22 protein-coding genes and 1 riboswitch are annotated in these 25,826 nt (G+C 35.2%); of the genes, 12 read left to right on the top strand and 10 right to left on the bottom strand.

What is annotated here, in order from left to right:
- Positions 1 to 49: 49 nt before the first annotated feature.
- Entirely contained in the window at positions 50 to 1,417 is a 1,368-nt protein-coding gene (locus tag KHA96_RS03575; RefSeq protein ID WP_213127906.1) for an MATE family efflux transporter, read from the bottom strand.
- A gap of 74 nt (positions 1,418 to 1,491) precedes the next feature.
- The gene (locus KHA96_RS03580; RefSeq protein WP_213127907.1) at positions 1,492 to 2,055 is read right to left on the bottom strand and encodes a GNAT family N-acetyltransferase; all 564 of its coding nucleotides are present in this window, start codon (positions 2,053 to 2,055) and stop codon (positions 1,492 to 1,494) included.
- Positions 2,056 to 2,408: 353 nt separating this feature from the next.
- Here KHA96_RS03580 and KHA96_RS03585 point away from each other — a divergent pair, with 353 nt between their 5' ends.
- Positions 2,409 to 2,738, top strand: a complete 330-nt coding sequence (locus tag KHA96_RS03585) for a DUF4870 domain-containing protein (protein ID WP_213127908.1) — start codon at positions 2,409 to 2,411, stop codon at positions 2,736 to 2,738.
- Between the two features lie 64 nt (positions 2,739 to 2,802).
- Positions 2,803 to 3,516: a hypothetical protein gene (locus tag KHA96_RS03590; protein ID WP_213127909.1), complete on the top strand. Its 714-nt coding sequence runs from the start codon at positions 2,803 to 2,805 to the stop codon at positions 3,514 to 3,516.
- On the opposite strand, the gene KHA96_RS03595 is transcribed toward KHA96_RS03590, so the two are convergent.
- The gene (locus KHA96_RS03595; protein ID WP_213127910.1) at positions 3,517 to 5,358 is read right to left on the bottom strand and encodes a DNA ligase D; all 1,842 of its coding nucleotides are present in this window, start codon (positions 5,356 to 5,358) and stop codon (positions 3,517 to 3,519) included. It lies immediately after the preceding gene.
- 101 nt (positions 5,359 to 5,459) lie between these two features.
- Here KHA96_RS03595 and ku point away from each other — a divergent pair, with 101 nt between their 5' ends.
- Together ku and KHA96_RS03605 are read left to right on the top strand one after the other, a co-directional pair.
- Entirely contained in the window at positions 5,460 to 6,293 is an 834-nt protein-coding gene (gene ku / locus KHA96_RS03600; protein ID WP_213127911.1) for a non-homologous end joining protein Ku, read from the top strand.
- A 526-nt stretch (positions 6,294 to 6,819) separates the two neighbouring features.
- The gene (locus tag KHA96_RS03605; protein ID WP_144919921.1) at positions 6,820 to 7,020 is read left to right on the top strand and encodes a cold-shock protein; all 201 of its coding nucleotides are present in this window, start codon (positions 6,820 to 6,822) and stop codon (positions 7,018 to 7,020) included.
- A gap of 210 nt (positions 7,021 to 7,230) precedes the next feature.
- Here KHA96_RS03605 and KHA96_RS03610 read toward each other — a convergent pair whose 3' ends face one another.
- From KHA96_RS03610 to KHA96_RS03620, 3 genes are read right to left on the bottom strand one after another with little or no spacing between them, the layout of a single operon-like run.
- Positions 7,231 to 8,232, bottom strand: a complete 1,002-nt coding sequence (locus KHA96_RS03610) for a ribonucleotide-diphosphate reductase subunit beta (protein WP_249315354.1) — start codon at positions 8,230 to 8,232, stop codon at positions 7,231 to 7,233.
- Positions 8,233 to 8,246: 14 nt separating this feature from the next.
- The gene (locus KHA96_RS03615) at positions 8,247 to 8,690 is read right to left on the bottom strand and encodes a flavodoxin (protein ID WP_213127913.1); all 444 of its coding nucleotides are present in this window, start codon (positions 8,688 to 8,690) and stop codon (positions 8,247 to 8,249) included.
- Positions 8,675 to 10,939 (bottom strand): ribonucleoside-diphosphate reductase subunit alpha, encoded by a 2,265-nt coding sequence (locus KHA96_RS03620; protein WP_213127914.1) that lies wholly within the window; start codon positions 10,937 to 10,939, stop codon positions 8,675 to 8,677. The genes KHA96_RS03615 and KHA96_RS03620 overlap by 16 nt, the downstream gene beginning before the upstream one ends.
- 116 nt (positions 10,940 to 11,055) lie before the next feature.
- Positions 11,056 to 11,252, bottom strand: a riboswitch (cobalamin riboswitch).
- A gap of 359 nt (positions 11,253 to 11,611) precedes the next feature.
- On the opposite strand from KHA96_RS03620, the gene corA reads away from it, so the two are divergent.
- On the top strand, positions 11,612 to 12,562 hold the full coding sequence (gene corA / locus KHA96_RS03625) for a magnesium/cobalt transporter CorA (protein WP_213127915.1): 951 nt from the start codon (positions 11,612 to 11,614) through the stop codon (positions 12,560 to 12,562).
- Positions 12,563 to 12,688: 126 nt separating this feature from the next.
- On the opposite strand, the gene KHA96_RS03630 is transcribed toward corA, so the two are convergent.
- Positions 12,689 to 13,108: a VOC family protein gene (locus KHA96_RS03630; protein ID WP_213127916.1), complete on the bottom strand. Its 420-nt coding sequence runs from the start codon at positions 13,106 to 13,108 to the stop codon at positions 12,689 to 12,691.
- Positions 13,109 to 13,159: 51 nt separating this feature from the next.
- On the bottom strand, positions 13,160 to 14,428 hold the full coding sequence (locus KHA96_RS03635) for an MFS transporter (RefSeq protein WP_213127917.1): 1,269 nt from the start codon (positions 14,426 to 14,428) through the stop codon (positions 13,160 to 13,162).
- A gap of 94 nt (positions 14,429 to 14,522) precedes the next feature.
- On the opposite strand from KHA96_RS03635, the gene KHA96_RS03640 reads away from it, so the two are divergent.
- Positions 14,523 to 15,167: an MOSC domain-containing protein gene (locus KHA96_RS03640; protein WP_213127918.1), complete on the top strand. Its 645-nt coding sequence runs from the start codon at positions 14,523 to 14,525 to the stop codon at positions 15,165 to 15,167.
- Here KHA96_RS03640 and KHA96_RS03645 read toward each other — a convergent pair.
- Positions 15,162 to 15,677 (bottom strand): Hsp20/alpha crystallin family protein, encoded by a 516-nt coding sequence (locus tag KHA96_RS03645; protein WP_213127919.1) that lies wholly within the window; start codon positions 15,675 to 15,677, stop codon positions 15,162 to 15,164. The two genes, KHA96_RS03640 and KHA96_RS03645, sit on opposite strands and share 6 nt — an antisense overlap.
- A gap of 451 nt (positions 15,678 to 16,128) precedes the next feature.
- Between KHA96_RS03645 and KHA96_RS03650 the strand changes: the two genes are divergently transcribed.
- The 3 genes from KHA96_RS03650 to KHA96_RS03660 all read left to right on the top strand — a co-directional run bounded on the left by KHA96_RS03650 (position 16,129) and on the right by KHA96_RS03660 (position 21,412).
- A complete protein-coding gene (locus KHA96_RS03650) occupies positions 16,129 to 18,972 on the top strand; it encodes a 2-oxoglutarate dehydrogenase E1 component (RefSeq protein ID WP_213127920.1) in 2,844 nt (947 codons plus the stop codon).
- A gap of 70 nt (positions 18,973 to 19,042) precedes the next feature.
- On the top strand, positions 19,043 to 20,278 hold the full coding sequence (gene odhB, locus KHA96_RS03655) for a 2-oxoglutarate dehydrogenase complex dihydrolipoyllysine-residue succinyltransferase (protein ID WP_213127921.1): 1,236 nt from the start codon (positions 19,043 to 19,045) through the stop codon (positions 20,276 to 20,278).
- A gap of 324 nt (positions 20,279 to 20,602) precedes the next feature.
- On the top strand, positions 20,603 to 21,412 hold the full coding sequence (locus KHA96_RS03660; protein ID WP_213127922.1) for a DUF2935 domain-containing protein: 810 nt from the start codon (positions 20,603 to 20,605) through the stop codon (positions 21,410 to 21,412).
- A 69-nt stretch (positions 21,413 to 21,481) separates the two neighbouring features.
- Here the strand turns inward: KHA96_RS03660 and sda are convergent, their stop codons facing one another.
- Complete coding sequence (gene sda / locus KHA96_RS03665; RefSeq protein WP_213127923.1) at positions 21,482 to 21,604, bottom strand: sporulation histidine kinase inhibitor Sda; 123 nt, start codon at positions 21,602 to 21,604, stop codon at positions 21,482 to 21,484.
- Positions 21,605 to 22,387: 783 nt separating this feature from the next.
- On the opposite strand from sda, the gene KHA96_RS03670 reads away from it, so the two are divergent.
- The 3 genes from KHA96_RS03670 (at position 22,388) to KHA96_RS03680 (ending at position 25,784) form a co-directional block, all read left to right on the top strand.
- Positions 22,388 to 22,885, top strand: a complete 498-nt coding sequence (locus KHA96_RS03670) for a Rok-like winged helix domain-containing protein (protein ID WP_213127924.1) — start codon at positions 22,388 to 22,390, stop codon at positions 22,883 to 22,885.
- A gap of 91 nt (positions 22,886 to 22,976) precedes the next feature.
- Positions 22,977 to 23,852 (top strand): ATP-binding protein, encoded by an 876-nt coding sequence (locus tag KHA96_RS03675; RefSeq protein WP_213127925.1) that lies wholly within the window; start codon positions 22,977 to 22,979, stop codon positions 23,850 to 23,852.
- An 18-nt stretch (positions 23,853 to 23,870) separates the two neighbouring features.
- On the top strand, positions 23,871 to 25,784 hold the full coding sequence (locus KHA96_RS03680; RefSeq protein ID WP_213128669.1) for a cobaltochelatase CobT-related protein: 1,914 nt from the start codon (positions 23,871 to 23,873) through the stop codon (positions 25,782 to 25,784).
- Positions 25,785 to 25,826 lie beyond the last annotated feature (42 nt).

Raw genomic sequence — 25,826 nt, forward strand, 5'->3', positions numbered from 1 at the left:
GAGTTAAAGAAAAAAGAAAAAGCGAGCACGTAACCAGTTTATCGCTAGGTTACGCATGTTCGCTTTTTTGTATGCTTATATGCTTTTTTTGTACATAGATCAAGCGATAAGAAAGTGTAATGGCGCCAACCGCCAATCCAGTTATTAACCCGAGCCAATATCCAAAAGGGCCTAATTGTGTGCTTTTTGCTAATAGGTAGCCAAACGGCAGACCAATGACCCAAAAAGAAACAAGTGCCATAATAAAAGTTACATTCACATCTTTATAGCCTCGCAGTGCACCTTGAATGGGTGCAAGAACAGCATCTGACAATTGGAAAAAAACTCCAAAGAGCATAAATTGTGAGATTAGTACAACTACATCGGGATCATTGCTATACAAGTACGCAATATTACTTCTGAAAAGAAATAATAGTGTTCCAGTTATTAAGGCAATCGTAATTCCTCCGCCAATTCCAAGATAGCTATAAAGTCTTGCATCTTTGAATCTTTTCGCTCCTGATTCAAAACCAACCAAGATCGTCAATGCCATCGATATGCTTAAAGGAATCATATAAATGAATGAAGAAAAATTTAAAGCAGCTTGATGTGCAGCAATAATTTTTGTTCCAAACTCGCTCATAAACAATGTGACTGCGGAAAAGATACTTGTTTCTATAAAAATGGACAAACCAATTGGCACTCCGAGGGAAAAGATTTCTTTCCATTTACTAAAAGATATTTTCGGAATCGAACGAAAGATCGCATAATCTGAAAATGGCTTTTTTCTATGAATAATCCATATCGCAATAAAAGTAATCAACCAATAGGTAATAGCTGACGCAATACCTGCTCCAATCCCGCCCATTTCAGGCATCCCAAGCTTACCGAATATTAAAATATAGTTTAAAGTTACATTAATTGGAAGCGATAATAACGTAACAATCATTGTAACTCTCGTTTTGCCCAATGCATCCATAAAAGATCGTAAAACATTATACACAAATAGTGGAACAATACCAAAGCTTAATGATATTAAATAATATTTAGCAACATGGCTAACATTATTCTCTAGGTTCATCCCATTTAGCAATGGATTCAGAACAAAAAAGCCAATAATGATAATAAGGATAGCCATGGCAATCCCTGCGTAAATACCTTGCATGACGGAAAAGGGAACTTCGTTCTTTTTATTGGCGCCTACTAAATGTGCGACAATAGGCGTAACGGATAAAAGAATTCCACTCAGTCCGGTATTAATAGGAATCCAAAAGGAAGATCCAACCGCAACACCTGCTAAATGTTCTGCAGAATATTTGCCAGTCATCATAATATCAAAGAAACTCATTGAAAACATGGCGAGTTGAGTGATTAAAATAGGGGTAAAAATAATCCATAGTTGGTGTAGTTTTTCACTAATTGTAAATGTTTGTCTCATATGTAACCTCAATAATAAAAAATAATAAACTCAATTATAGCATATAAAAACAGCCGGTTATAATAAACCGACTGTTATGCTTCAAGTGGTTGAAATTCTACCTGCTCTGAAGACTGTCTCATATAATTCATCGTAAATAAGTCTTTTGGAATTTCATATAAATCGTAAATATACTCTTCTTTGTTTAATTGTTGAAAAATCGATGGTCGTGAATCATTTACTTTTACAGTATATGGCAGCTTTTCGGCAGCTTTTCTAGAACGGACATTTTTTTGGCGTATCCTCATAAATATCGTAGAAATGTCCTTTTCAAAAAATACTTCTTGAAAGAAAGCTTCCTTAGCTATACTATTAAAGCCTTTACCGTGATATGGTTTTCCAATCCAAGTTCCTAGAAATCCTGCTTGATCCCTTAAATCGAATAAACTAATGGTCCCGATTGGATTTTCCCATTCATCAAGAATGGTTCTCGAAATCAATTCCCCACGTTCTTCAGCTTCAATCGTCTGCTTAGTCATAAACATAAACTCTTCAAAAGAATGGGCTTTTTGGCGTACGAAAGGGAAGACATCCGGGTGCGTCATCAGTTCAAATAATACATGACATTCATGCCCATTCAATTCTCGCTTTTTGAGCATTTGAACCCCTCCATTAGGGCAGTCCCGTAGTATCGTTCCTACCCTCGAAATTTTTTAAAAGTGCATAAAAAATTTCGGGGTGGGAATCGAACCCACTAGAACCTCCCGAACTCCGGATAGGTGGCGCACCATTTGCCTTCCCTCAATTATGAGCTTTATTTAATTTTTTATTTTCTAATGACATCATACAAAAAAAATCACTATTTGAAAATAGTAAAATTCAAAAATTTAGTGACGTTTTTTAACTTTTTTTGACATCATTTCGACAAATATAAATAACAGCAAAACTATGAAACTTTTTTCTTTTAGAAGCGTATATTTTATAGAGACAATCCGAAAAGGGAGAGAAAAATATGGGAGATCAAAATGAAAGAATATTTGCTACAGCGATCTATATAACGAGCTTTTTTTCAACATTTGTTGGTCCATTAATTATTTGGCTTTTGAAAAAAGATGAATCATCCCTTGTTGATTTCCATGGAAGGGAATATTTGAACTTTTTAATATCTTATACGATTTATTTAATTTTGGCGGGAATACTTTGCATTGTGCTTATTGGATTTCTTCTTTTGCCTATCATTGGACTGCTTATGACTATTTTTACAATCATTGGAGCCATTAAAGCCTTCGATGGGCAAGCTTATAAAATTCCATTTACGATTCAATTTTTAAAGACAGTTTAAAACTAGCATATCCTTGTCCTCCGTATCATATAATGATTCCACACGGCAGAGCAGGGGGAGCCATATGAATATTAAGGATTATTATACAGGTATGTCCCGACTATATAGTCATCAAACAATTTTGTGCACGATCGTGTTCATTATGGTTGTATTACCAAGTATTAAAATTACACAATTTTTCCCTGCTATTAGTGCGGGGATTTTTGTGTTGGTTCTTATGATTTATTCATTTTTAAAATATGTGTATTTTTCCTTTAAGAGTAATTCTTTGCCTAGTCCAAAGATGTTAAATCAACAAAGCACCACACTGTTTATGATAATGCCAACACCTGCTTCTACGTATAATTGGAAATTATATTCCGGAAATGGACTTTGCAGCTTTTCCATTATGGAAGTAAAAGGAAAAGAAAGGAAGTTAAAGAATCATTCCGGCAGATTATATAGGATTATGGACCATAAAAAAAGTTTATTGTGGCATGTTTATATAGATAAGCAAGGAATAAAAGTACTTTCAAATGACGAAAGCTTAGTCTTCAATGCAGCAAAAATAGATAAACGAGAATATTGGGCTAACAATGGTAGAGATCGCTATCAAATTCATAAAATGGCTTATCATTTTGTAATTAAAAAAAATGGAAGAAAAATCATGGAAGTTTCCCAAGGTATTATGCCGTTAAGGCTGCAAAAGCTTTTTTCCTCAAGCACCCCAATGGTCATCTTAGATTCAAATATTAAAGAATATGAACGATCTTTATGTTTTGTAGTATTTTTACATTAGTCATAAAAGCTTTCCTTGCTTTATCATTTGTAAGCTTTTTGCAAATGGTTGGTTTTCTTTGCAAGTAAAAAAAGCCGAGAATGGATCACCCCATTTACGAATCCTTTCTATAACATGTGAAATCGTGAAATCAGCAGGATTGAGATTTTCATTTATTTCATGCCAAAAAATAGGTGCAGCAACGAGCCCTTTTGAATGGTTTCTGACAGAATAAGGCGCAACAATTGTTTTTCCTTCTGCATGCTGAATATAATCGAAATACAATTTGCCATTTCTATTCTTTTTAAGCCTTTCAATTGTAAATGAGTCAGGATCATATGTGATCATAAACTGTGCTACAAATTCTGTGAAAACACGAGTCTCTTCCCATGTGAATCGGTTGTTCGGGAGAGGTATATAAACTTGCATCCCTTTATTTCCTGATAGTTTTACAAATGCCTTTAAGGAAAATGAGTCAAGAATTTTTTTCAATATAAAGGACGCTTTAATCGCCAAATGAAAGTCATCGCGAGAAGGCGGATCTAAATCAAACACAATTTCACTTACGAATGCACTATCGATGGTTTGGAAAGGAATATGAAATTCAACGGCAAGTTGATTTCCTAACCACATCAATGTCTTCAAATCATTGCAAACAATCATTTCATTCGATTCATATATAATGGATTCTACAAAAATGGGAGCCGATTCTGGCCGATTTTTTTGATAAAAGGTCTCACCAAATTCACCATGAGGTGCCCGAATTAACGTTAATGGCCGGTTTTTCAAATAAGGCAGCATCATTGAAGAACATTTTCGCAAATAACGTAAGAAATCCAATTTCGTGACTGAATGTGTTTGCCATAATATTTTTTCGGGATGCGTGATTGCAAATTCTTTTGGGAAATCCGCTTCAGCGATTAAAAATCCTTCATACGTACAATCTTCAGGATGCAAGTCGAAGCGTATTTCTTTGAAAAATGGTTCCCGAAGCTGCTGTTCACCATTCCATTCAATATAATAAAGCTCGATACAGATGCTCGGATGGATATAAAGAAACCCTTCATTTTTATGATGTGAGTTTTTAGTAATTGCCTCGCGCAGAGCGGACTTTGTTTCTGGATCCATCCCATTAATAAAATTGCCTAATGAAAAAATTTCTTCATCCTTATATACTCCTACGTAAAAAAAACCATTATTTTGATCATATGCTGTAAGAAAACAACTGACCGTTTTCCAATTTTTAATTTTTATCCATGAATTCGTCCTTTTGCCTTCTAACCACTTACTATTGGACTTCTTAGCGACAATTCCTTCGCTCATAGAATTTTTCATCGTTTTAAAAATTGCTTGAAAGTCAGTAGTTGAAGGTATATATTGCATAATCGCCTTATCGCCGACAGCTGGATTCAATGGCAGGCCGAGTTGCGTGCAAACGGATAACAACAATTCTTTTCTTTTTTTATAAGCTGTTTGTTCAGTTGATTGGCCATTCTTTGACAGTAAGTCAAAAACTAAATATTTGCATGGCCTTATCTCGCTAGCTTCTTCTATTTTTTGCTTCATTTTCATTCTTCCTCTAATTTGAAGCTGTCCAAAATTAGCTTTATGTTCATTTTCGAGTATCGTAATTTCGCCATCTAAAATAAGAGGCAGAAAAGCAGAGGCTTCTTTCTGTTTTTTATCTAAAAAATGCTTTAGCTCAGGAAATTGAGGCATTAAATTTTTCCCATTCCTACTCCATAAAAAGCTATCATGCTCTGTCCATTCTAGAATGCCGCGAAAACCATCATATTTGATTTCATATAGCCAATTCCCTTCCTCCGGAGGATGAAAACTTAAAGTAGGAAGCATCGGTTTCATAATGAACACCTCTCACGAGTTAATAACCACATTCAGTATTCTACGCGAATGTATTTTTTTCATTAGTAAAAACTATAGTAAATGATGATAGAGGTGAGATTATGCATACGATGTGGAAAGGAAGTATTAGTTTCGGCCTTGTTAATATTCCGATAAAGCTTCATGCAGCAATAGAGGATAAAGATGTAAAGTTTCGATCACTCCATCAAAAATGCCACACACCAATAAAATATGAAAAAATTTGCCCAGCCTGTGAACAAGAATTAGATACAAAGGAAATTGTAAAAGGCTATGAAGTATCAAAAGGTAAATTTGTTATATTGGAGGATGACGAGTTACAGGAGCTAAGCAATGCGAGCGGGGAAAGAGCCGTTGAAATGATTGATTTTATAAAATTAAATGAAATCGATCCCATTTATTTCAACCGCAGTTATTATATGTCACCAGATGGGGGAGGTATTAAAGCGTATGGACTTCTTCGAAAAGCCCTAACTCTATCAGAAAAAGCAGGAATTGCGAAAATTATGATTCGTTCAAAAGAACAATTAGCAGTTATACGAGTATATAATGATACGCTAGTTATGGAAACAATTCATTATCCAGATGAAGTGCGTAAAGCATCAGATGTACCTAATGTGCCCGTAGAGGATCAAGTTTCGAAAAAAGAAATCGATACAGCTATAATGTTGATTGATCAATTAACGACTACTTTTAAGCCTGATCATTATGAGGATGAGTATAGAAATAAAGTATTGCAATTAATAGAAGCAAAGAGCAACGGAAAAGAACTTGTAACTGCAAAAGAAAAAGAACCTGCAGCACAAATGACAGATTTAATGGCAGCTTTACAAGCTTCAATCGATAGAACTAAGCCCGCCGCAAAGCAACCAGCAAAACGAAAAAGAGCAACAAAAAAAGAGGCACAATCTAAATAACATAAATTAAATAAAAATTATATTAGTATTAATGTTTAAAGCTAATGTAAATGGGTAAAATAGTTAAAGTTCTTGTCAGAAAGGTGGAGTAAACCTTAGAGCCATCGGACTTTTTGGCGAAAAAAGGCGAAAAAAGATTTTGCCCATTTTCTTGCTTTTTATATTTATCTCATGTATGATTAGTTTGAACTTAATAGTAGTTTATAGTATTAAATATAGAATCCTTTTTCTCCAATGGTTAAATGGATTTGACCATTGTTTGCTAAGACAATTCCCACTGGCACGGTCTAGGAACCGTAAGGACGAGGGAGAGGAAGGGCTTTCGTTGTTTTGAATTATCAAAGATTGTTTTGTTTTATCCTGTATTACCTGGCAATATTTAATATCAATGAATATGTATGGAGTTAAATTCGCATGTTATAATGAATATCTACTCCTAATTGTGGGTATTGCTTATAATATGTGAATTTTTATTTACACCGTAAATATGAGTAACATATTAAAAAATTTTTGGAGGTTTTTACGCATGGCAACAGGTACAGTAAAATGGTTTAACAGTGAAAAAGGATTCGGCTTCATCGAAGTTGAAGGCGGAAACGACGTATTCGTTCATTTCAGCGCTATTCAAGGAGAAGGTTACAAAACTCTTGACGAAGGTCAACAAGTTGAATTTGAAATCGTTGAAGGACAACGTGGACCACAAGCAGAAAACGTTGTTAAACTATAATTAAGTTCACAAACAAAAAAACTGCCTTTCGGGGCAGTTTTTTCTTTTGGAATATTGTATTAAAAAAACTTGTTTAGTTCGAAATGGAATGAATTCGAGTTGAAAATCATGATTTTCATGAATTAAGTCCGGATCAGCAGGGGTCCAACTGAAACTCCATATCTACTTGAATTTAGTTTGAAATGAATATCATTTTAAACTAGTACTGAATTATAACTCATCAAATCCATTCAAATCGCTAGTTTTTGTATATTGACGCGATTTTTGCTCGAAGAAATCTGTTTTTGTGTCATCAAAATTGTCAACATACGCACGAATCCATTTCATTGGATTTTCGGTATAGTCCTCAAATATATCGCTTAACCCTAAGAGTCTAAGCATTTTATTCGCTCGATATTTGATATATCCTTCCATTTCTACCAAATCAATTCCGTCAATCCCACCAAGAACATACTTACTCCAAATCGTTTCTTGTTCTACAGAATGTCTAAACTGATCATATACCCATTCGGTAAATTCTTTTGTATTGTACTCTGGATTTTCAGCAAGTGTAGCTCGAAATAACTCACTTATAAAACGGCCATGCTGCAGCTCGTCACGGTTAATATAAGAGATCATCGTTGAAGTCCCAACCATTTTTTGGTTGCGAGCGAGATTATAAAAGAATGCAAATCCAGAATAAAAGAATAATCCTTCAAGAAGAGAAGTATATACAATTGCTTTTAATACATTTAAAATCGAAGGATTTTCAGCAAACTCATTATAAACATCCATAATTCTTTCGTTCCGTTTTAACAAAATCTCATCTTTACGGCCTGTCTCAAAAGCATTGTTCTGTTCAATTAAATTAGTTACAGAAGAAAGTACATATGCATAGCTATGATTATGTTCACTTTCCTGGTCGGCAATAGTAGCCATAATCGATTTCACAGATGGATCAGTAGAATAATGTGATAATCTAGCTGCTATATCTGTTTGTGGTCCATCTAGCGTTGCTAGCAGACCAATAATTTTTAAAAAGGCATTTCTTTCCTCATCAGATAGAGTTGGAAACTGTTTAATATCTGCTGACATATCGACTTCACTCGCACGCCAAAAAAGTGCGCGAATTTGTTCCCGGTGAGTGTAAAAATGAGGGTAAGCAAGATCATTCCAATTAAGAATTCCACTTGCCTTTCCACCAAAAAGCGCGGTTGATTTGTTCGGATTCATAGGTTCTAGAATTACTACTTTTTCAAGTACAGTTGACAATGTTTCATAACTCCTTTCGCCCAAGCAGTCACTTTTAGTTCCTGAGAGCCTCTTGGACTTTGTTCTATTTTTAATGGTTCGTACGTTGAATGATAAAATTTCGCAAGTTTTTCTGCTGCTTTACAAAATAAATCATCTCCGCCAAATTGTGTATCACCAGTTCCAAAAACAAAGACGTTTGGAGGTTTGTAGCCTATTTCATAAACGAAATCTTTCACATCATTTGGGGTTGAACCTTTCGCCCAAGTAAAGGAACCTATCATCATGACATCATAAAGGGAGGGATCTGGTATTATTCCAGTCCCAATTCTATAAAGTTCTATTTCGCAATGATCTTCTTTTAACATGTCAGCGATTAATTCTGCAGTTTCTTTTGTATTTCCACTAAAGCTGGCATAGCATATTAAGATTCGCACCATACACATTCCTCAATGTCCGATGCTGTGGAACGGACGTAGTAGGTTGTTTTCAAACCTGCATCCCATGCTTGTAAATGTAAATCAAGCATTACTTGGGCTTTAATATGATTTGGTACATAGAAATTAAATGAGATCGATTGATCAATATGTCGTTGTCTTGCTGCATTTTGCAGAATAGACCAACGCTGATCTACGATATAAGCAGAACGGCGATAAATATCATACGTATTGTGGTCTAAATCAGGTGCAACAACAGGCAGTTTATAATCTTTCTTTTCCTCATGATAGAAAGGTTTGAAAATTGGATCTATACTTGCAGTCGATCCGGCAATGACAGATGTACTGGAATTAGGAGCAACAGCCATTAAATAGCCGTTTCTAATACCATTTTCCGCGACCTCTTTCATTAATTCATTCCAATTGTTTGCATTTTCACCATCAAGATATCCACGCTGTTTAAAATAATTACCTGTTTGCCAATCACTTCCTGCAAATTTTGAATATGAGCTTTTTTCTTTTGCTAATTCAACACTTGCTTTAATTGTTAAGAAGGAGATGCGCTCATATAATTCATCCGCAAATTTAACTGCATCTTGTGATTCCCATTTAATTTTTTTGAGTGCTAACAGATGATGCCACCCAAATGTGCCTAATCCAATTGCTCTATATTTTTTATTTGTTATTGTTGCTTGCTTTACATCAATCGTATTTAAATCGATGACATTATCGAGCATTCTTACTTGAATAGGAATCAGCCTTTCTAATACGTCCGAAGGTACAGCTTTACCAAGATTAACAGAAGAGAGGTTGCAAACAACAAAATCTCCTGCTTTTTTATAAGTGACGATTGTGTCGCCATCGACTGTTTCATCATATTGAACAGTAGGGGACATATTTTGCATGATTTCAGTACATAAGTTACTTGAGTAAATCATCCCAGCATGATGATTAGGATTTTTTCTATTTACTTCATCACGATAAAACATGAATGGTGTTCCTGTTTCTAGCTGTGATTTCATGATTCTCGCCATAATTTTGATTGCAGGTATTTTGATTTTATTTAATGTATTGTTTTGGATACACTCTTCATATTTTTCTCTAAAAGATCCTTCACCTTTTTCCTCATCGTAAAAGTCTTCAAGGGCAAACCCCATCACAATCTTTACTTCGTGAGGGTCAAATAAGTACCAATCTCCTCGTCTCTCTACTTGTTCCATAAATAGGTCTGGCAAACTTACACCTGTAAAAATATCATGTGCTCTTTGTCTTTCATCACCATTGTTTAATTTCAAATCTAGAAAGGAAAGAATGTCTGCATGCCATACGTCTAAATAAACAGCGATAGCTCCTTTTCTGCGACCAAGCTGGTCAACGCTTACTGCTGTATTGTTTAATTGCTTTATCCAAGGAATACAGCCTGAAGACGCTCCTTTAAAGCCCTTAATTGAACTCCCGCGACTTCTGACTTTACCCATATAAACGCCGATTCCTCCGCCATCCTTGGAGAGCCTTGCAACATCAGTATTACTGTTGTAAATTCCCATTAATGAGTCTTCAACCGTATCAATGAAACAGCTTGACAATTGTCCATGAGCAAGTCCTGCATTTGCAAGGGTAGGGGTTGCTACAGTCATATATAGATTAGATAAAGCCCAATAAGCTTCACTTACTAGATGAGAACGTTTTTCAGATGGTTCGTCTTGCATCAAGTGCATTGCAATAACTAGCCAACGTTCTTGCGGGAGTTCGTATGTATTTTTTTCGTGATCTGTTGCAAGATATCTTGTGGCTAATGTATGCAAGCCAACATAATCAAATAATAAGTCGCGATCCGGATCTATTAATTTTGATAACTCTTTAACTTCTTCTCTATTATATTTTTCTAATATATTTGGAGAGTAAATTCCTTTGCCCGCAAGTGATTTTAAAAGTCCATAAAAATCACCATATTTAAGTTCTTTATCATAAGATCGGTTGACACTTGCCTTTTTGTATAAACTTTGAAGATAGATCTTAGCAGCATCATAAGTCCATTGGGTGTTAACTTCATCGACATTTTCCAATGCGGTTTTGATAAGGAGGGAGGTAATATGTTCTGCTTTATACTGGTCTTTTGATTCAATGCTTCTAAAAATCTTTTCTTTAAATTCCTTTGAATTGATTGATGTAACCCTTGCAATAAAGTCTTCTAACCTATTTTTATCAAATGCTAGTGTACGGTTTCCTTGTTCTTTCGATATAGTCGTCATTTTAATCACCCTTTTTTCAAAATAAAAAATCCGCTCGGGAAGGGAGCGGATCAAACGATAGGGAAATGAAGTAACGGCTTTCACTATCGTTTCATCTTCTCAGTCCCCGAAGAATCGAAACTCAGACAAGTAAGGCAGGTCTCCTGACTTATGCATCATCCTAGTAGGGTTCCTTCCCGTATCGAAGCCGTAAAGCAAATCAATACAGTGGTATTTCCCGTTCGTACGCATTTACAGTTGCGGGGACAGTTCCGGTTTCTCACCGGATTCCCTTTTAAGCCCTGAATGGGCGCCTTCACTCGTTAGAATTCAATATATAGTATTGTATTTTCAATAAAACACTAAATGTAGTATTGGTATTGATAATAGCATGTGAGTTTTAGAATTTCAACCATTAATATCTTTAAAATAAAAATTGTCATATCTTGTCTAATAATAAGATTCTATATTATCACATTCTTACTCTACAAAAAACAAATACATTATTCTGATTTGGCCTTAAACTACCAGGGTATTTTATAAAGTAGTATTTTGACCTTGAATTTATTATGGAATTCTTTCGTGCAGAGTTTTTGCAACTTAGTCACTGATTAGTTGTAATAATTCGTAAAAAGTGTGTCCTATAAGCAAAAAGGATAAAATACTAGTAACAGCTTATACAAAGGAGTAGCAATGATTAAAACTATTGCCATTAATAAAAAACATGAATGTCAAATGAATATACCTATTAACGAATTAATTGAAGGGGATTTCCTTTGGTATTGGATGGATTTTGATCGTCCGACGGAAGATGAGATAAAATTATTAAAAAATCCCTTGAACTTTCATCCTTTAGCGATCGAAGACTGCATCAATAATATTCAAAGGCCAAAATTAGATTATTATGATGATCATTTCTTTTTTGTTGCCCAGGCGATAAATGAGGAAAGTCTATTAAGAGAAGAGGTTAATGTTTTTCTGGGAGAACATTTTATTGTATCTTTTCATCAAGAAAATTCAATAGAAATCGAAAAAGTATGGAACCGTATTGTACAATCAACAAATATTAAAAATTGGGATGTAATCCAAGTTTTATATCATGTGCTTGATGAAATTGTTGATAATTATTTTCCGATAGTCGAAAAAATAGAAGACTTATTAAATGAAATAGATGAAAATTCCAGCAGTAGGCCAATGCGTCTGCTATTACAAGACCTCTATGATACTAGGCATGATCTTCTTTCCATACGACATGTAATTTCTCCAATGAGAGACCTTGTATATCGCATAATAAATTCAGAAAGACTAAAGGAATTTCGGCCGAAAATGGAATATTTCACTGATATACACAACCATTTAATTAAATTATCCGAAATGATTGAAGAAAATCGGGAATTAACGACGGATATAAGAGACAGTTATTTATCATTAAATGCACATCAAACGAATCGAATTATGCAAGTTCTTACAGTTATTACGACTATTTTTATGCCATTGACGTTTATCGCGGGAATATATGGGATGAATTTTATAAATATGCCAGAGCTTCATTGGAAGTACGGGTATTATGGAACACTGTTTGCAATGCTGCTAATTGGTATTGGTATGTTTATTTGGTTTAGAAGGAAAGGTTGGTTCAAATAGGCTCTTTTTCCTTAATTTATTCTTGGAGCTGATATGAAAATGGAAAAGTTAGCTGTCCTTATTAGCCGAAAACTGAAAAAAGGATATGGAATGATTACGAAAACCATTCCATATCCGACTCCCTTACTACTCTTCGCTGTCGTAGCTGAATTGCCAGTAAACCCCGAACTTGTCCGTTAATTGACCATAGTATTTACTAAAAAATGTTTCTTGAAGCTCCATGTTGATCGTTCCGTCTCTACCAAGTTTGTTGAATGCAGACTTCATTTCATCCAAATTCTTACTAACAATCGCCAATGTAATATTATTACCTACTGTAAAAGGCATTCCTGGCATCGTGTCGGAAAACATGACATCACTGTCAAAAATATTAAGCCGAGCATGCAAGACTAACTGTTTCATTTCATCTGAAAGTGGATAATCAGGATGAGGCGGCTGTTCTCCAAAAGTCATAATTTCCGGAGTTCCCACGTTAAAAATTTGAGCGTAATATTCCACAGCTTCACGACAATTTCCATTGAAATTCATATAAACATTGACAGCCATTCTCAACACTCCTTACATTGTAGTACATATATTATATACAAGTTTTTCCAATTAATCGAATACTGGCTCCATTTCAACTGATTTATTTTCTTTCTCAGGTTTTATTGCCTTCAAGGCCAGTAGTGCCGCAACTATACTAAGGGAAGCCAATAGTATAATCATATCGGTGATGTTTCCTTTCATTAGCAAAGCAATAACAGGGGGACCGGCTGCGACACCAGCAAAACGCATAGCACTGAAAATAGAAGTAATGGTTCCGCGCATTTCTTTTTCAATACTTTGTGTTAAAATTGCGTCCAAACAAGGAAGCGATGCACCAATCCCAATACCGCAAAATAAAATTACGATAATTAAATATATAAAACGATCTGAAAACATCGTTGCCGCTACACTAATGCCTGCCAAAACCATTCCAAAAAAAGTAATCCATTTCATCTTTTTTAAACTGTCTTTAATGATCTTTCCTGCAATAAAAGAAGCTATACATAAAGCGGCAAGGGGGATGGCGAGTAGAAAACCTTTCTTTACTCCATCATAGCCATATTTGTCTTCAAGGATGGATGACAAATAAAATAAAAGGCCGAACAATATAAACATAATGATTGCCCCGATAATAAATACAGCAATTAACCATTTCCAATGTTCTTTAAATATTTGTTTTGTATTTTTGACAAACCTTCCGAAAGAAAGCTGATGGTCATCATCCTTTGGTTTCTTTACACAAATCAGTATTAAAACTAATGAAACAAAGCAGAAAATGGGTATAGCGAAAAAAGGCAAAAACCAAATTATTCCTGCTATTAAAGAACCGAGAATTGGACTCAATACTTTACCAAATGTATTTGCTGTTTCGATGATTCCAAGCGACGAACTTACATCTTCTTCTTTTTTGTAAATATCACCAACTAATGGAAGAACAATTGGAAAAGCTCCTGCAGCTCCAATCCCTTGAAGGATTCTTCCTATAATGATCCACGTAAAAGCAGAGTCTAGCTGCCACGAAGCCCAGCCAGAAAGAATACCGCCAAGACCAGCTATTATTAGCGAAGGGATAATGACTATTTTCCTTCCAAATTTATCTGATAAAAAACCAGCTATTGGAATTAAAAAGATGGCAACAATTGAGTAAACAGTAATAATTAAACTGGATTGCAATTTTGAAATATGTAATTGCTTTTCCATCAGCGGTAATATTGGAATAAGCATAGAGTTTCCTAACGTCATAATTAAGGGAATGGAGGCAATAGCAATTATTGACCATTTACTTCCTTTTTTTTCTTCAAACAGTGAAAAAAGCGAATTATGTACTTGTCTTTCCATGGCTATTTCCTTTCAAGCATAGTAAGATTAATATTTACTTATAGGTGTTTTTTATCCTTTTATACATAGAGCATTTAATGGGAGGGATAGAGAGATGAAGATAGAAGCAGTAAGTATCGGAATTCCTCAATTAATTAGTAATGAAAATGGTCAATCTTTTCGTTCGGGTATAAGAAAACAACAAGTGCAATCGGCCGATCTTCGTAAGCAAGGGTTTGCCCAAGATGGAGTAGCGGACTTGAAGAACCATGGAGGGGACGATCGAGCCGTTTGTTTTTATCCATTTGAACATTATTCTTGGTGGGAACAGCAATCGGGGAAGAACATTAATATTCCTGCGTTTGGGGAGAACCTGACTGTTACGAATATGCTGGAAAGTGATGTTTGTGTTGGCGATATTTATCAAATTGGTGCAGCCATTGTACAAATAACTCAAGGAAGGATTCCCTGTATTACAATTGATCATTCTAATGACATGAAAGGGATGCTGAACAATATTATTCGAACGGGTAAAACAGGATATTTTGCAAAAGTGTTAAAAGAGGGGATTATTGAACCTGGATTAAGACTTGAACTTCAAGAACGTCCTAATCCAGGATTAAATATATCTGTTCTACATCAATTATTTTTCCATGAGCGCAAAAATTTTGAAGAAATAGCTTATGTTGCTGCCATTCCTGAACTCGCCCAAGATATGAAAGCGAAATTTCTAAAGCTCATACCAATAAAGAGTTTATAATTTTTCAGAAACAGTTATTTCTGTATATTGAAGGTCATCACTTCTTGGGATTTTAATTTCTAATATTTGATTTTTAACTTGAGCGGAAGCTCCTTTTTTTTTGACTAGACTAGGTAGTGTAAATACTTGTCTGCTTCCTTCTCCTTGCAAGTTTTCTATGATTGCTTGATTTGACGTATGAAAAATCCTTAGCTGACTTAATGAAATTTCTGATGATAAATGTACTCTTATATATATATCATCGAAAGTTTCGAATACTTGAGCAGAGGGTTCGTGATTAGTCATTTGTGGATCTTTCATATTGTTACTTTGTTGTGAAGTCATATTTTCCATTGGAGAATTTTTCATTAACTTTTTCATCATGTCATTAACATATGAATGAACGTCTGAAGGATTCAATTGTTCAGTTAACTTTTTAATATCTTCGTTAAAAGGAAACATCCCCCATGGAAACATAGTTCTCACTCCAACTTGAATGACTTTAAATTCAATGTTTTTTAAAGTCTTCATTTTTGATTTTTGTAATTTTGTTGAGTGCCTAAAGACTCCAAGCTTCCTGCTTTTTTCGCTTGTATTGTCAACATCCTATCGGACCTATCGTATTTTCTTTATCAAAATCATTCGTCTCTGAAATTTGACGGTCGTTGGATAAGGCGCTTTCGCTTTTCTTATTCACAATATATGCGAAAGTAGGCTTAGGTGGGAATCACATTGAAAAACAATAAGCAAAACCATTGGAATTTTTAAGTAATCATAGTAAGATTGATATGGTTAAAAGGCAACAAAGTAAATCAGGCTATTTCATTCGACAATATTAGCTAAAATAGCGTGAAAAGTAACATTTAGTCTTTATATTAAGGTTTGTCAATGATAAAATGGAGATTGTGAGCTTTTCACGAAAGTTTTATGAATATTGTATGAAAATAAAAATTATGGTTGAAATGGTGGAGGCGTATCACTAATGAGTAAAAAGGCTTCATATCAAGGGACACCTTGGCATAATTTTTCTGGGCCAAACCTTGGTTATGTCATTGAAGTATATGAGCAGTATCTTACAGATCCAGATAGTATTGAACCTGATTTGAAACAATTGTTTGATCAATGGGGTGCACCTACTTCTGTTGTTGAGGAAGAATCAACAAAAGGGCAAGCTGATGTTTCTTTCCAGCTTCCAACTAACCCAAATTTACTCAGTAAAATAGTTGCTGCAGTCAAGCTCGCAGATAATATTCGTACATATGGACATTTAGCTGCAGATATTAACCCTTTGAATGATAAAGCAAAAGAAAATAGAAGGATTGAGCTTTCAGAATATAATTTAACTGAAGAAGATCTGAAATACGTACCTGCTTCTTTCATTTCACCAAATGCTCCTTCAAATTTACAAAATGGTTTGGATGCAATCAACCATTTGAAAAAGGTGTACACAAAAAAGCTAGCGTTTGAATATCATCAAGTGCATGAATTAGAAGAAAAAAATTGGCTTCAGCAACAAATAGAATCAGAAAGCTTTTATCCTTCACTTTCTAAAGAAGAGCGCATCAATTTATTATATCGCCTTTCTGAAGTGGACGGATTCGAAAAGTTTTTACACAGAACTTTTGTTGGGCAAAAGCGTTTTTCAATAGAGGGTCTGGACACACTCGTACCTTTAATGGATCGCATTATTAGTTTAACTGTTGAAACTGGAACAAGAACGGTTAATATTGGCATGGCGCATCGTGGGCGCTTAAATGTTCTTGCACATGTTCTGGAAAAACCATATAAAATGATTTTTTCTGAATTTCAACACGCTCCTAATAAAGATTTGATACCTTCTGAAGGTTCGATTGGCATTACATATGGATGGACTGGGGATGTAAAATATCACTTAGGCGCTGACCGCAGGTTAAAGCGGGGAAGTACCGCAAATACAAGAATTACATTAGCGAATAATCCAAGTCACCTTGAAGTTGTAGGGCCAATCGTTGATGGTTATACTCGTGCAGCTCAAGAAAATCGTAATAAACCAGGATACCCTGAACAGGATGTTGCGAGCTGTGTAGCTATTTCTGTTCACGGTGATGCGGCTTTCCCAGGAGAAGGAATTGGTCAGGAAACGCTCAATATGGGACAGTTAAAAGGCTATAACACTGGGGGTACGATCCATATTATTGCGAATAATATGATTGGATTTACAACGGAAAGTTCAGATTCTCGTTCGACAAAATATGCATCAGATATTGCAAAAGGGTTTGAAATCCCGATTGTCCATGTGAATGCCGATGATCCAGAAGCAGTGATTGCCGCAGCCATTTTAGCATACAAATATAGACAAAAATTTCATAAAGATTTTGTCATTGATTTAATAGGGTATAGAAGGTTTGGTCATAATGAGATGGATGAGCCAATGGTGACAAACCCATTAATGTACAATATTGTTAAAAGCCATCCAACTGTTAAAGAAATATATGCTGAACGTTTGGCAGCTAAAGAAATCATTACAAAAGAAGAAATTTCTAAAATCGATAGCGATATACAAGAACGCTTGCAAAAAGAATATGATACGGCTGTTTCTGGTAAAGAAGAAGACCAGGATATTGCTATGAATCCACCGGAATACGTTATGAATGGTATACAGCAATATAAGACAAATGTAAACAAAGATGAACTTAAAACAATCAACGCAGAATTATTGCAATGGCCAGAGAATTTTAATGTTTTCCAAAAGCTTAGCCGTATTTTGAAAAGAAGAGAGAATATTTTTGATGGTGAAGGCAAAATTGAATGGGCACATGCCGAGTCGCTTGCATTTGGTTCAATTTTAAAAGAGGGCACTCCAATCCGTTTTACTGGTCAGGATTCACAGCGCGGTACATTTGCCCAAAGAAATCTTGTTTTACATGATGAAAAAACAGGGGAAGAATTTATTCCAATGCATCATCTTTCAGATGTTAATTCCTCATTTGTTGTGTACAACAGCCCATTGACGGAAGCTGCAGTAGTTGGTTTTGAATATGGCTACAACGTATTTGCACCGGAAACCCTTGTCATTTGGGAAGCACAATTTGGTGATTTTGCCAACATGGCCCAAGTTTATTTTGATCAATTTATTTCATCAGGAAGAGCAAAGTGGGGACAGAAATCCGGCTTGGTTATGATGTTGCCGCACGGATATGAAGGTCAAGGGCCTGAACATTCTAGCGGAAGGGTCGAAAGATTTCTTCAAAGTGCTGCAGAAAATAACTGGACTGTCGCGAATTTATCAACTTCCGCCCAGTACTTCCACTTGTTAAGAAGGCAGGCTGCGACGCTTGGGACAGATGGTGTAAAACCGCTAGTTATCATGACTCCAAAGAGTCTGCTTAGACATCCACTGGCATCTTCAAATGTTGAAGAATTTACAGAAGGTGGCTTTAAACAAGTGCTTGAACAAACGGGCCTTGGTCAAAATAAAGAAGCGGTTGAGCGGATTGTCCTATGCAGTGGAAAAGTGGCAATTGATCTTGAAGATCATCTAAAAAATGAATCTGACTTAGATTGGCTCCATATTTTAAGGGTAGAACAATTATATCCATTCCCGAAAAAAGATATCGAAAATATTCTTGCTAGTTATCCAAATGTAAAAGAACTTGTTTGGGTTCAAGAAGAACCAAAAAATATGGGTGGATGGATGCATGTTGATCCTTATTTAAGAGGAGTAGCACCAAAAGGGGCAGATGTTAAATATACGGGAAGACGGAGACGTTCTAGTCCTTCTGAGGGAGATCCAACTATTCATAAAAAAGAGCAAAATCGTATTATTCAAGAAGCATTTACTAGATAACGTTGTAATGGAAAGCAAAGCTAGCTAAAATTGATAATTTGATTGGTTTAGATTAGAGGAGGATTTCAAAGTGGCTGAAATTAAAGTACCTGAATTAGCAGAATCGATTACGGAAGGTACAATCGCGCAATGGTTAAAAAAACCGGGTGATCATGTTGAAAAAGGAGAGTACATCGTTGAACTTGAAACAGATAAAGTCAATGTGGAAGTAATCTCCGAAGAATCAGGAATTGTTAAAGAATTAAAAGCGGCTGAAGGCGATACTGTTCAAGTAGGTGAAGTTATTGCGATTGTAGAAGCAGGTGGAGTGCAAGCCGCAGAGGCACAGCCTACTGCTGCAGAGCCTGAGAAGGCAGCAGCTCCGGTAGAAGAACCTCAAAAAGAACAAGCACAAACTGAAGCCGAGAAAAAAGATCGGCCAATTGCATCTCCTGCAGCACGTAAGCTAGCTAGAGAAAAAGGAATCGACTTAAGTGAAGTTCCGACTGTTGATCCGCTTGGTCGTGTTAGAAAACAAGATATTACATCATTTTCTAATCAGCCAGTGCAGCCTGCTGGGCAAGCACCAACTCCTAAAGCTGCTGCTCCTGCTCAAGAAGAAGGTAAACCAGTTGAGCGCGTTCGTTTATCAAGACGCCGCCAAACGATTGCAAAAAGACTAGTTGAAGTTCAACAAAATGCAGCTATGTTAACTACTTTCAATGAAATTGATATGACGGCTGTTATGGATCTTCGTAAACGCAAAAAAGATAAATTTTATGAACAACATGATGTTCGCCTAGGTTTTATGTCATTTTTTACTAAAGCAGTAGTTTCTGCATTAAAGAAATATCCTGCTGTCAATTCAGAACTGCAAGGTGATGAATTGCTTTTGAAAAAGTTCTATGATATCGGTGTAGCCGTATCTACGGATGAAGGACTCGTCGTTCCGGTAATTCGCGATTGCGATCGTAAAAACTTCGCGGAAATTGAAGCAGATATTTTGGCAGTAGCTAAAAAAGCAAGAGATAATAAACTAGCTTTAAGTGATCTACAAGGTGGAACCTTTACCATTACAAACGGCGGAGTTTTCGGATCATTGCTATCCACGCCAATTCTAAACGGTACTCAAGTTGGAATTCTAGGTATGCATACGATTCAAACTAGACCAGTCGCGATCGATGCAGAACGTATGGAAAATCGCCCAATGATGTATGTTGCACTTTCATATGATCACCGCGTGATCGATGGAAAAGAAGCTGTTGGATTCCTCGTAACAATTAAAAAATTATTAGAAAACCCAGAAGACCTTTTATTGGAAGGTTAATGATAAAAGTAAGGAACGGCCGTTTTTATTACGGTCGTTCCTTTTTTTGGCGATTAAATTATCGTTATTGGGCAGAAGGTCGAAATTCTTAATAGGTTTGTCAATCAAGAGTATCATGATGGACAAAGCTATCAATTTAATCATGATACTGTCCAACAAGAGTGTCATGTTGAACAAAGTTACGAATATAAACCCGAGTTTGTCCAAGTGAAAAAGGAATAAATCGAATGACCCTTCTCAAAAGATTGTATTTGTATTTTATGCATAATAATTTGTTTGCTAAGAATATGCTGAAATGAATGTAAACTTGAGGAGGTCGTTATATTGTCTCTTACGTTAACTGAGTTGAAGTTTGAACATGAGTTTTGGCTGCAAATTCTTGGGGATCATTCTAGATTTATTTTAGATTCTTTAGCACCATCTGAAACAGCCGATATTAAGTTGGCACAAAAATTCAAAAATACGTTCGACCGATTATTGGCAAATGCAAGACAATTAACAAATGTCGAAGAGGGTATCACGTTGACTGCTGAAGCAATGGCCGATACACACGAGTTAAAAGAATTCAAGTTTTCTTTGATAGAAAAATTACTGTTTAAAAAAATCAAATTTCATTTGTCACCAACATTCATCAACCATATGGTTAATGAATTAGAAGAATACGAAAGAATCATCAGTTACTTTTTGAAAAATGAATCGCCGCCTAATTCACATGAATTGCATCACCATTTATTATGGCTTAGTGACGCGGCGGGGCATGCAGGTGCAATCCAGGATCAGTTGGATGGCACAGAAAAAAAGCTTAAGTACGAAAGTGCTGTTTTTAATAAAGATTTTGAGCATCTTTATTTAAAAGCGGTTGAATTCGCCGGATACTTACGGACTCATATTTATCAATTTCCCGCTCTTTCCCGATTAAACAATGAGGCAAAATTGGAAATTGAAGCATTTCAAATATTTCTAAATGAAATTTTAGAACTCGAGATTTCAGAACAAGTACTTGGAACGTTCCCGGCATTAATGGCAGATCACATGTTTAGGGAGGAGTGTTATTACTTAACAAAATTGGCTGAATCTACAAAATCACAGGAACCATACTGCAACCCGGCATCACCACGAATTGAAGAGCAGTAAAAAAGCGTGCCCATTAAAGGCACGCCTACACGTAATTTTCAAGTTTAATAGAGAATTACTATAAATCTATTATGGTTTTAGTCCACGTTTTCTCAATTCCGATTTTAATAATTTTATCCATTCACTCTCGTGCTCATTCTTTTTCGCGTCTCGATAGGCAGCAACTAGCAGTTCGTTACTCATGATTTTCATGCCAGTAAAAAACCTCCTCGTGAAATTGGATTATTCTCTATATAAAAATTATTGTACTATTTATTTTTAAAAAAAGAAAGCGATAACTAAAAAAAAGAAGAAATACAATTAATTTATTAACTGTATTTCTTCTAAACCGCTAGTGACGAAAGCTAAAAGACACTCATTCAAAATAATTATTAAGTTCATACGATCCTAATCCCGTCCAAGGCCTAATTATTTTTATGGGTGTCCATCGATGATAGTTCACATTGTCCCTGCACGATGACATTTGGCGATGTAGTGTGCGTTGGCTACATCACGAATTGATAAGGGCATAATTTTTTAAAATCACATCGTCCTCATATGGAAGGGCAGCTTTAACAGATCCGCTCGTTTTTTGACCCCAGTCAACAATTTTTTCTCCTCTATTATTCCTTTTTTTATAGTTCAAGTGGCCTTTTTTGCAATATCAACATTAATTAATGATCTTTCCGTTCTTTGTAAGAAATTTTACTGTCAATTCCCTCAATGAATACCTCCTAAAATTAATAAATTTTGTGAGAGATTCTAGATTGACTGACGTTCAAATTCTATTGTATTTCTCTTTTATTACAGAAACAACTAATACTTTCTGACAATTATAAACACTATTTTATGTTTTAGTTTAAAACTCGACAAATTCATACGTATTAACGATGAAAATTGTTTTTTTATACTCTTTACTATTTACACTACAGTAAACTATAATTATAAATATACTTGCTATTTAGAAAGTTTATTTATTAGTTAGGGGGCGAAAAAATGTTTAATGAAAGAATAGCACTAAAAATGAGATTAGAACAGATGAAAGAAGCTGAGGAGCAATTACTTTCCAAACTGCAAACAGAAAGAGAAGCGATATTTAATAGACTTAGAGAGTTAGATTCTATGTCTGAGTCAGAAACGACATCCGATGAAAAAATTCATTACATAGATTCTCATAGCAAATTAATAGAAGCGCCTTCCAACACCATTGAAAATGCTCCCAAAACTAGAAAAGGCAGGCCTTCTAGAAGAAGTAAAACAACTAAAATGAGAGAATCTGCTATCATGATTTTAAAAGAGCAAGATGCACCAATTAGGGGCTCGGTTCTTCAGAAACAAATTGAAGAAAGAACTGGATTTAGAATTGCTAACATGACAACTTTTATGAACACAATTAAAAAGACTGATGATAATATTATGAAATTGGGAAGAGGTTTATACTATTATCAAAAGAGTGAACATATTAGAAATACTGGAGCTAGAAGCCTAGGCTAATTGGATTGTGTTTTTTTGAATGTGAAAAGCTTGCTGATATGCAGGCTTTTTTATATTGTAGATTTAACAGAAAAAGAAAGGAATCACCATTATGAATTTACTAAACATACCGAAAGACATTGAACAATTAATTGAAAATAGACGTTTATTCTTTTTAAATCCCGATGAACAAAATATTTTCAAAGGCGGATTTATGGCTGCAGATGAGAATTTGTTAACGGATGCTCTAATAGCATTATCCTTAGGGAAAAATGTGTTATTAAAGGGACCAACTGGATCTGGAAAAACAAAACTTGCAGAAACGCTTTCGAATATTTTAAAACAGCCAATGCAAAGTATTAATTGTTCAGTTGATATGGATGCCGAGGCCTTACTTGGCTTTAAAACAATCGGACAAAAGGAAGGAAAAAATACGATAGATTTCATACCTGGACCTGTTATAAAGGCGATGAACACAGGTCAATTATTATATATTGATGAAATTAACATGGCTAAACCCGAAACGTTGCCAATATTAAACAGTGTATTGGATTATCGGCGAATGGTATTTAATCCATTTACTGGAATGGTTGTCCGGGCAAAAGAACATTTTGGAGTCATTGCGGCTATAAATGAAGGGTATATCGGCACAGTTCCACTTAACGAAGCGTTAAAAAATCGTTTTGTTGTCATCGAGGTACCGTACGTTCAAGGAGAGGTTTTAAAGGAAGTACTAGTTAATGAAAGTATTCTAAAAGATGAAGCAAATATTGATAAATTCGTCATTTTATCTGAGGATTTAATCACCCAAGTCAGAAATGGACAAATTCCAGAAGAAGCCGCATCTATTCGAGCGTTAATTGATACATGTGATTTAGCAGTGTATTTGCCGCCTTTACGAGCCATTCAGAGGGGAATAGCAGATAAGCTTGAAGAGGAGAGGGAAAAGGCGGCTATTATGAATATAGCGAAAACCCTATTTGTATAGAAGGTGACCTTTGTGAACATGTATCGATTCATTAATTTTAATGACGAAAAAATTGATTCTTTACTATTGATGGAATTGGCTGATTTGACAAAAACTCTATTAAAAGATCAAGAATACAATACAGAGTACCAAGTCCATTCATATATTAGTAAGGCTGAAAAGAAAGTATATGTCAGTCATTTCTGGAATCATCGTCCCGAAATGATTATGAGAGCTGGCTTGAAAAGCGATGTGTTTTTAAGAGCATTAGGGAATATGTATTTTACTAATGATCGAATCGTTATACAGTACGGAAATTGGTCTGAAACTACAAATATTCCACGTTTTGCCAAACAGCTTTTTTCTCTAACTGAAGATTTAAGAATAGAAGAGCTTTGTAAAAAAAATCGTCCAGGAATGACGGCGGAATTTCGTATTAGACGTGATATTTACTTTCATTATTTTGAAAGTCAATTAAAAGTAAACAAAGAAAGAAGTCTTTTTCTCGATGCTATTTTTAACATGATCTATTTAATGATGAATAGTGATACGCCATTTTTCCATCTCCCGTCTGTTAGTGAAAATATAGATCCTTTTATGCCAATATTGAGAAGCAAGGTTGAACGTTTATATGATGCTTCTTCTACAATTGAAATAGCGAAAATTTGTCAATCCATAGTAAAGATGGTAGAAAAGAAAATTAATCGTGATATGATAAATGATTATTTCCATCTTTATATTAATCCGCTTGAAACACAAGACATACATTATAATGATTTGCTAAGAAAAGATCCGCTTATTAATGATGATAAAATAGATGAAAAAAGTAGCGGTAATGAAGAAGTTTTTGACGAAGAGTTTAAAACATGGCACCGCGAAACGAAAACACCTGGAGATTCATTCCTCCAATTTGATTTGAACCAAGGAACAAAAACGGACATGTTAACAAATGATGCACGAGAAGGGGAGGCGGGAGACCAAGCATTAGCCATTGTTCAAGGGTCTGCTAAAAAAACGACAAACAAGGATTTTTCAGATTTAGAAATTTTAGATAATAATGACACTATACAGGGTGGAAGAAATACGCCATACGGAATAGAAAATAATCATGCTGAAGCAATTTTTTTAACAAAGGTGTCACTTTCGCCCGAACATATATCTGAATACGTACAATTAAAAAATAATGCACAGATTTATCAAAAAAGATTGAAGAAATCGATTGATCTTACATTGGAACATAAAAAAACAATGCCGCGTTCTGATTTACAATTCGGAAAACTAAATAGAAAACTAATTAGATTTTTTACAGAAGAACAACCACGTCTTTTTTATAAAAAAAATGAAGAGTCTAAGGAAATAGATGCGGTATTCAGTTTACTCGTCGATTGTTCTGCATCGATGGAAGATAAAATGAAGGAAACAAAAAAAGGCATTATTCTTTTTCATGAAGCCCTGAAATCAGTAAGAGTTCCTCATGAAGTTACTGGATTTTGGGAGGACGCAAATGAAGCTTCCTCAAATAGACAACCTAATTATTTTAAAAGAGTCATTGATTTTACCACATCTTTAATCGCTAAAACGGGTCCCGAAATTATGGAACTAGAAGCGGAGGAAGATAATCGTGATGGATTTGCGATCAGAATTATGTGTGAGCGATTATTAAAAAGAATTGAGAAACAGAAATTTTTAATTGTATTTTCTGATGGGGAGCCCGCTGCATTCAATTATAATCAAAATGGTATTGTTGACACACATGCTGCCGTTGTTGAAGCTCGCAAAAGAGGGATTGAGGTATTCAATATCTTCCTTTCACAAAATGGAGTAGGGGATGAGCAAAGAAAAGTATTTCAAAATATTTACGGTCCTTATAGCCTGGTTGCTCCAACAGTGGCAGAATTACCCGACTTATTGCTTCCGTTGCTAAAAAAGTTGCTATTAAAGTCAATTCTATAAGGAAAAGCGGAAAATAAGAAGGTAAGCTAAGGTGCAATGACG

Source organism: Bacillus sp. FJAT-49711 (genome assembly GCF_018343715.1).
Lineage (GTDB): Bacteria > Bacillota > Bacilli > Bacillales > Bacillaceae_C > Lederbergia.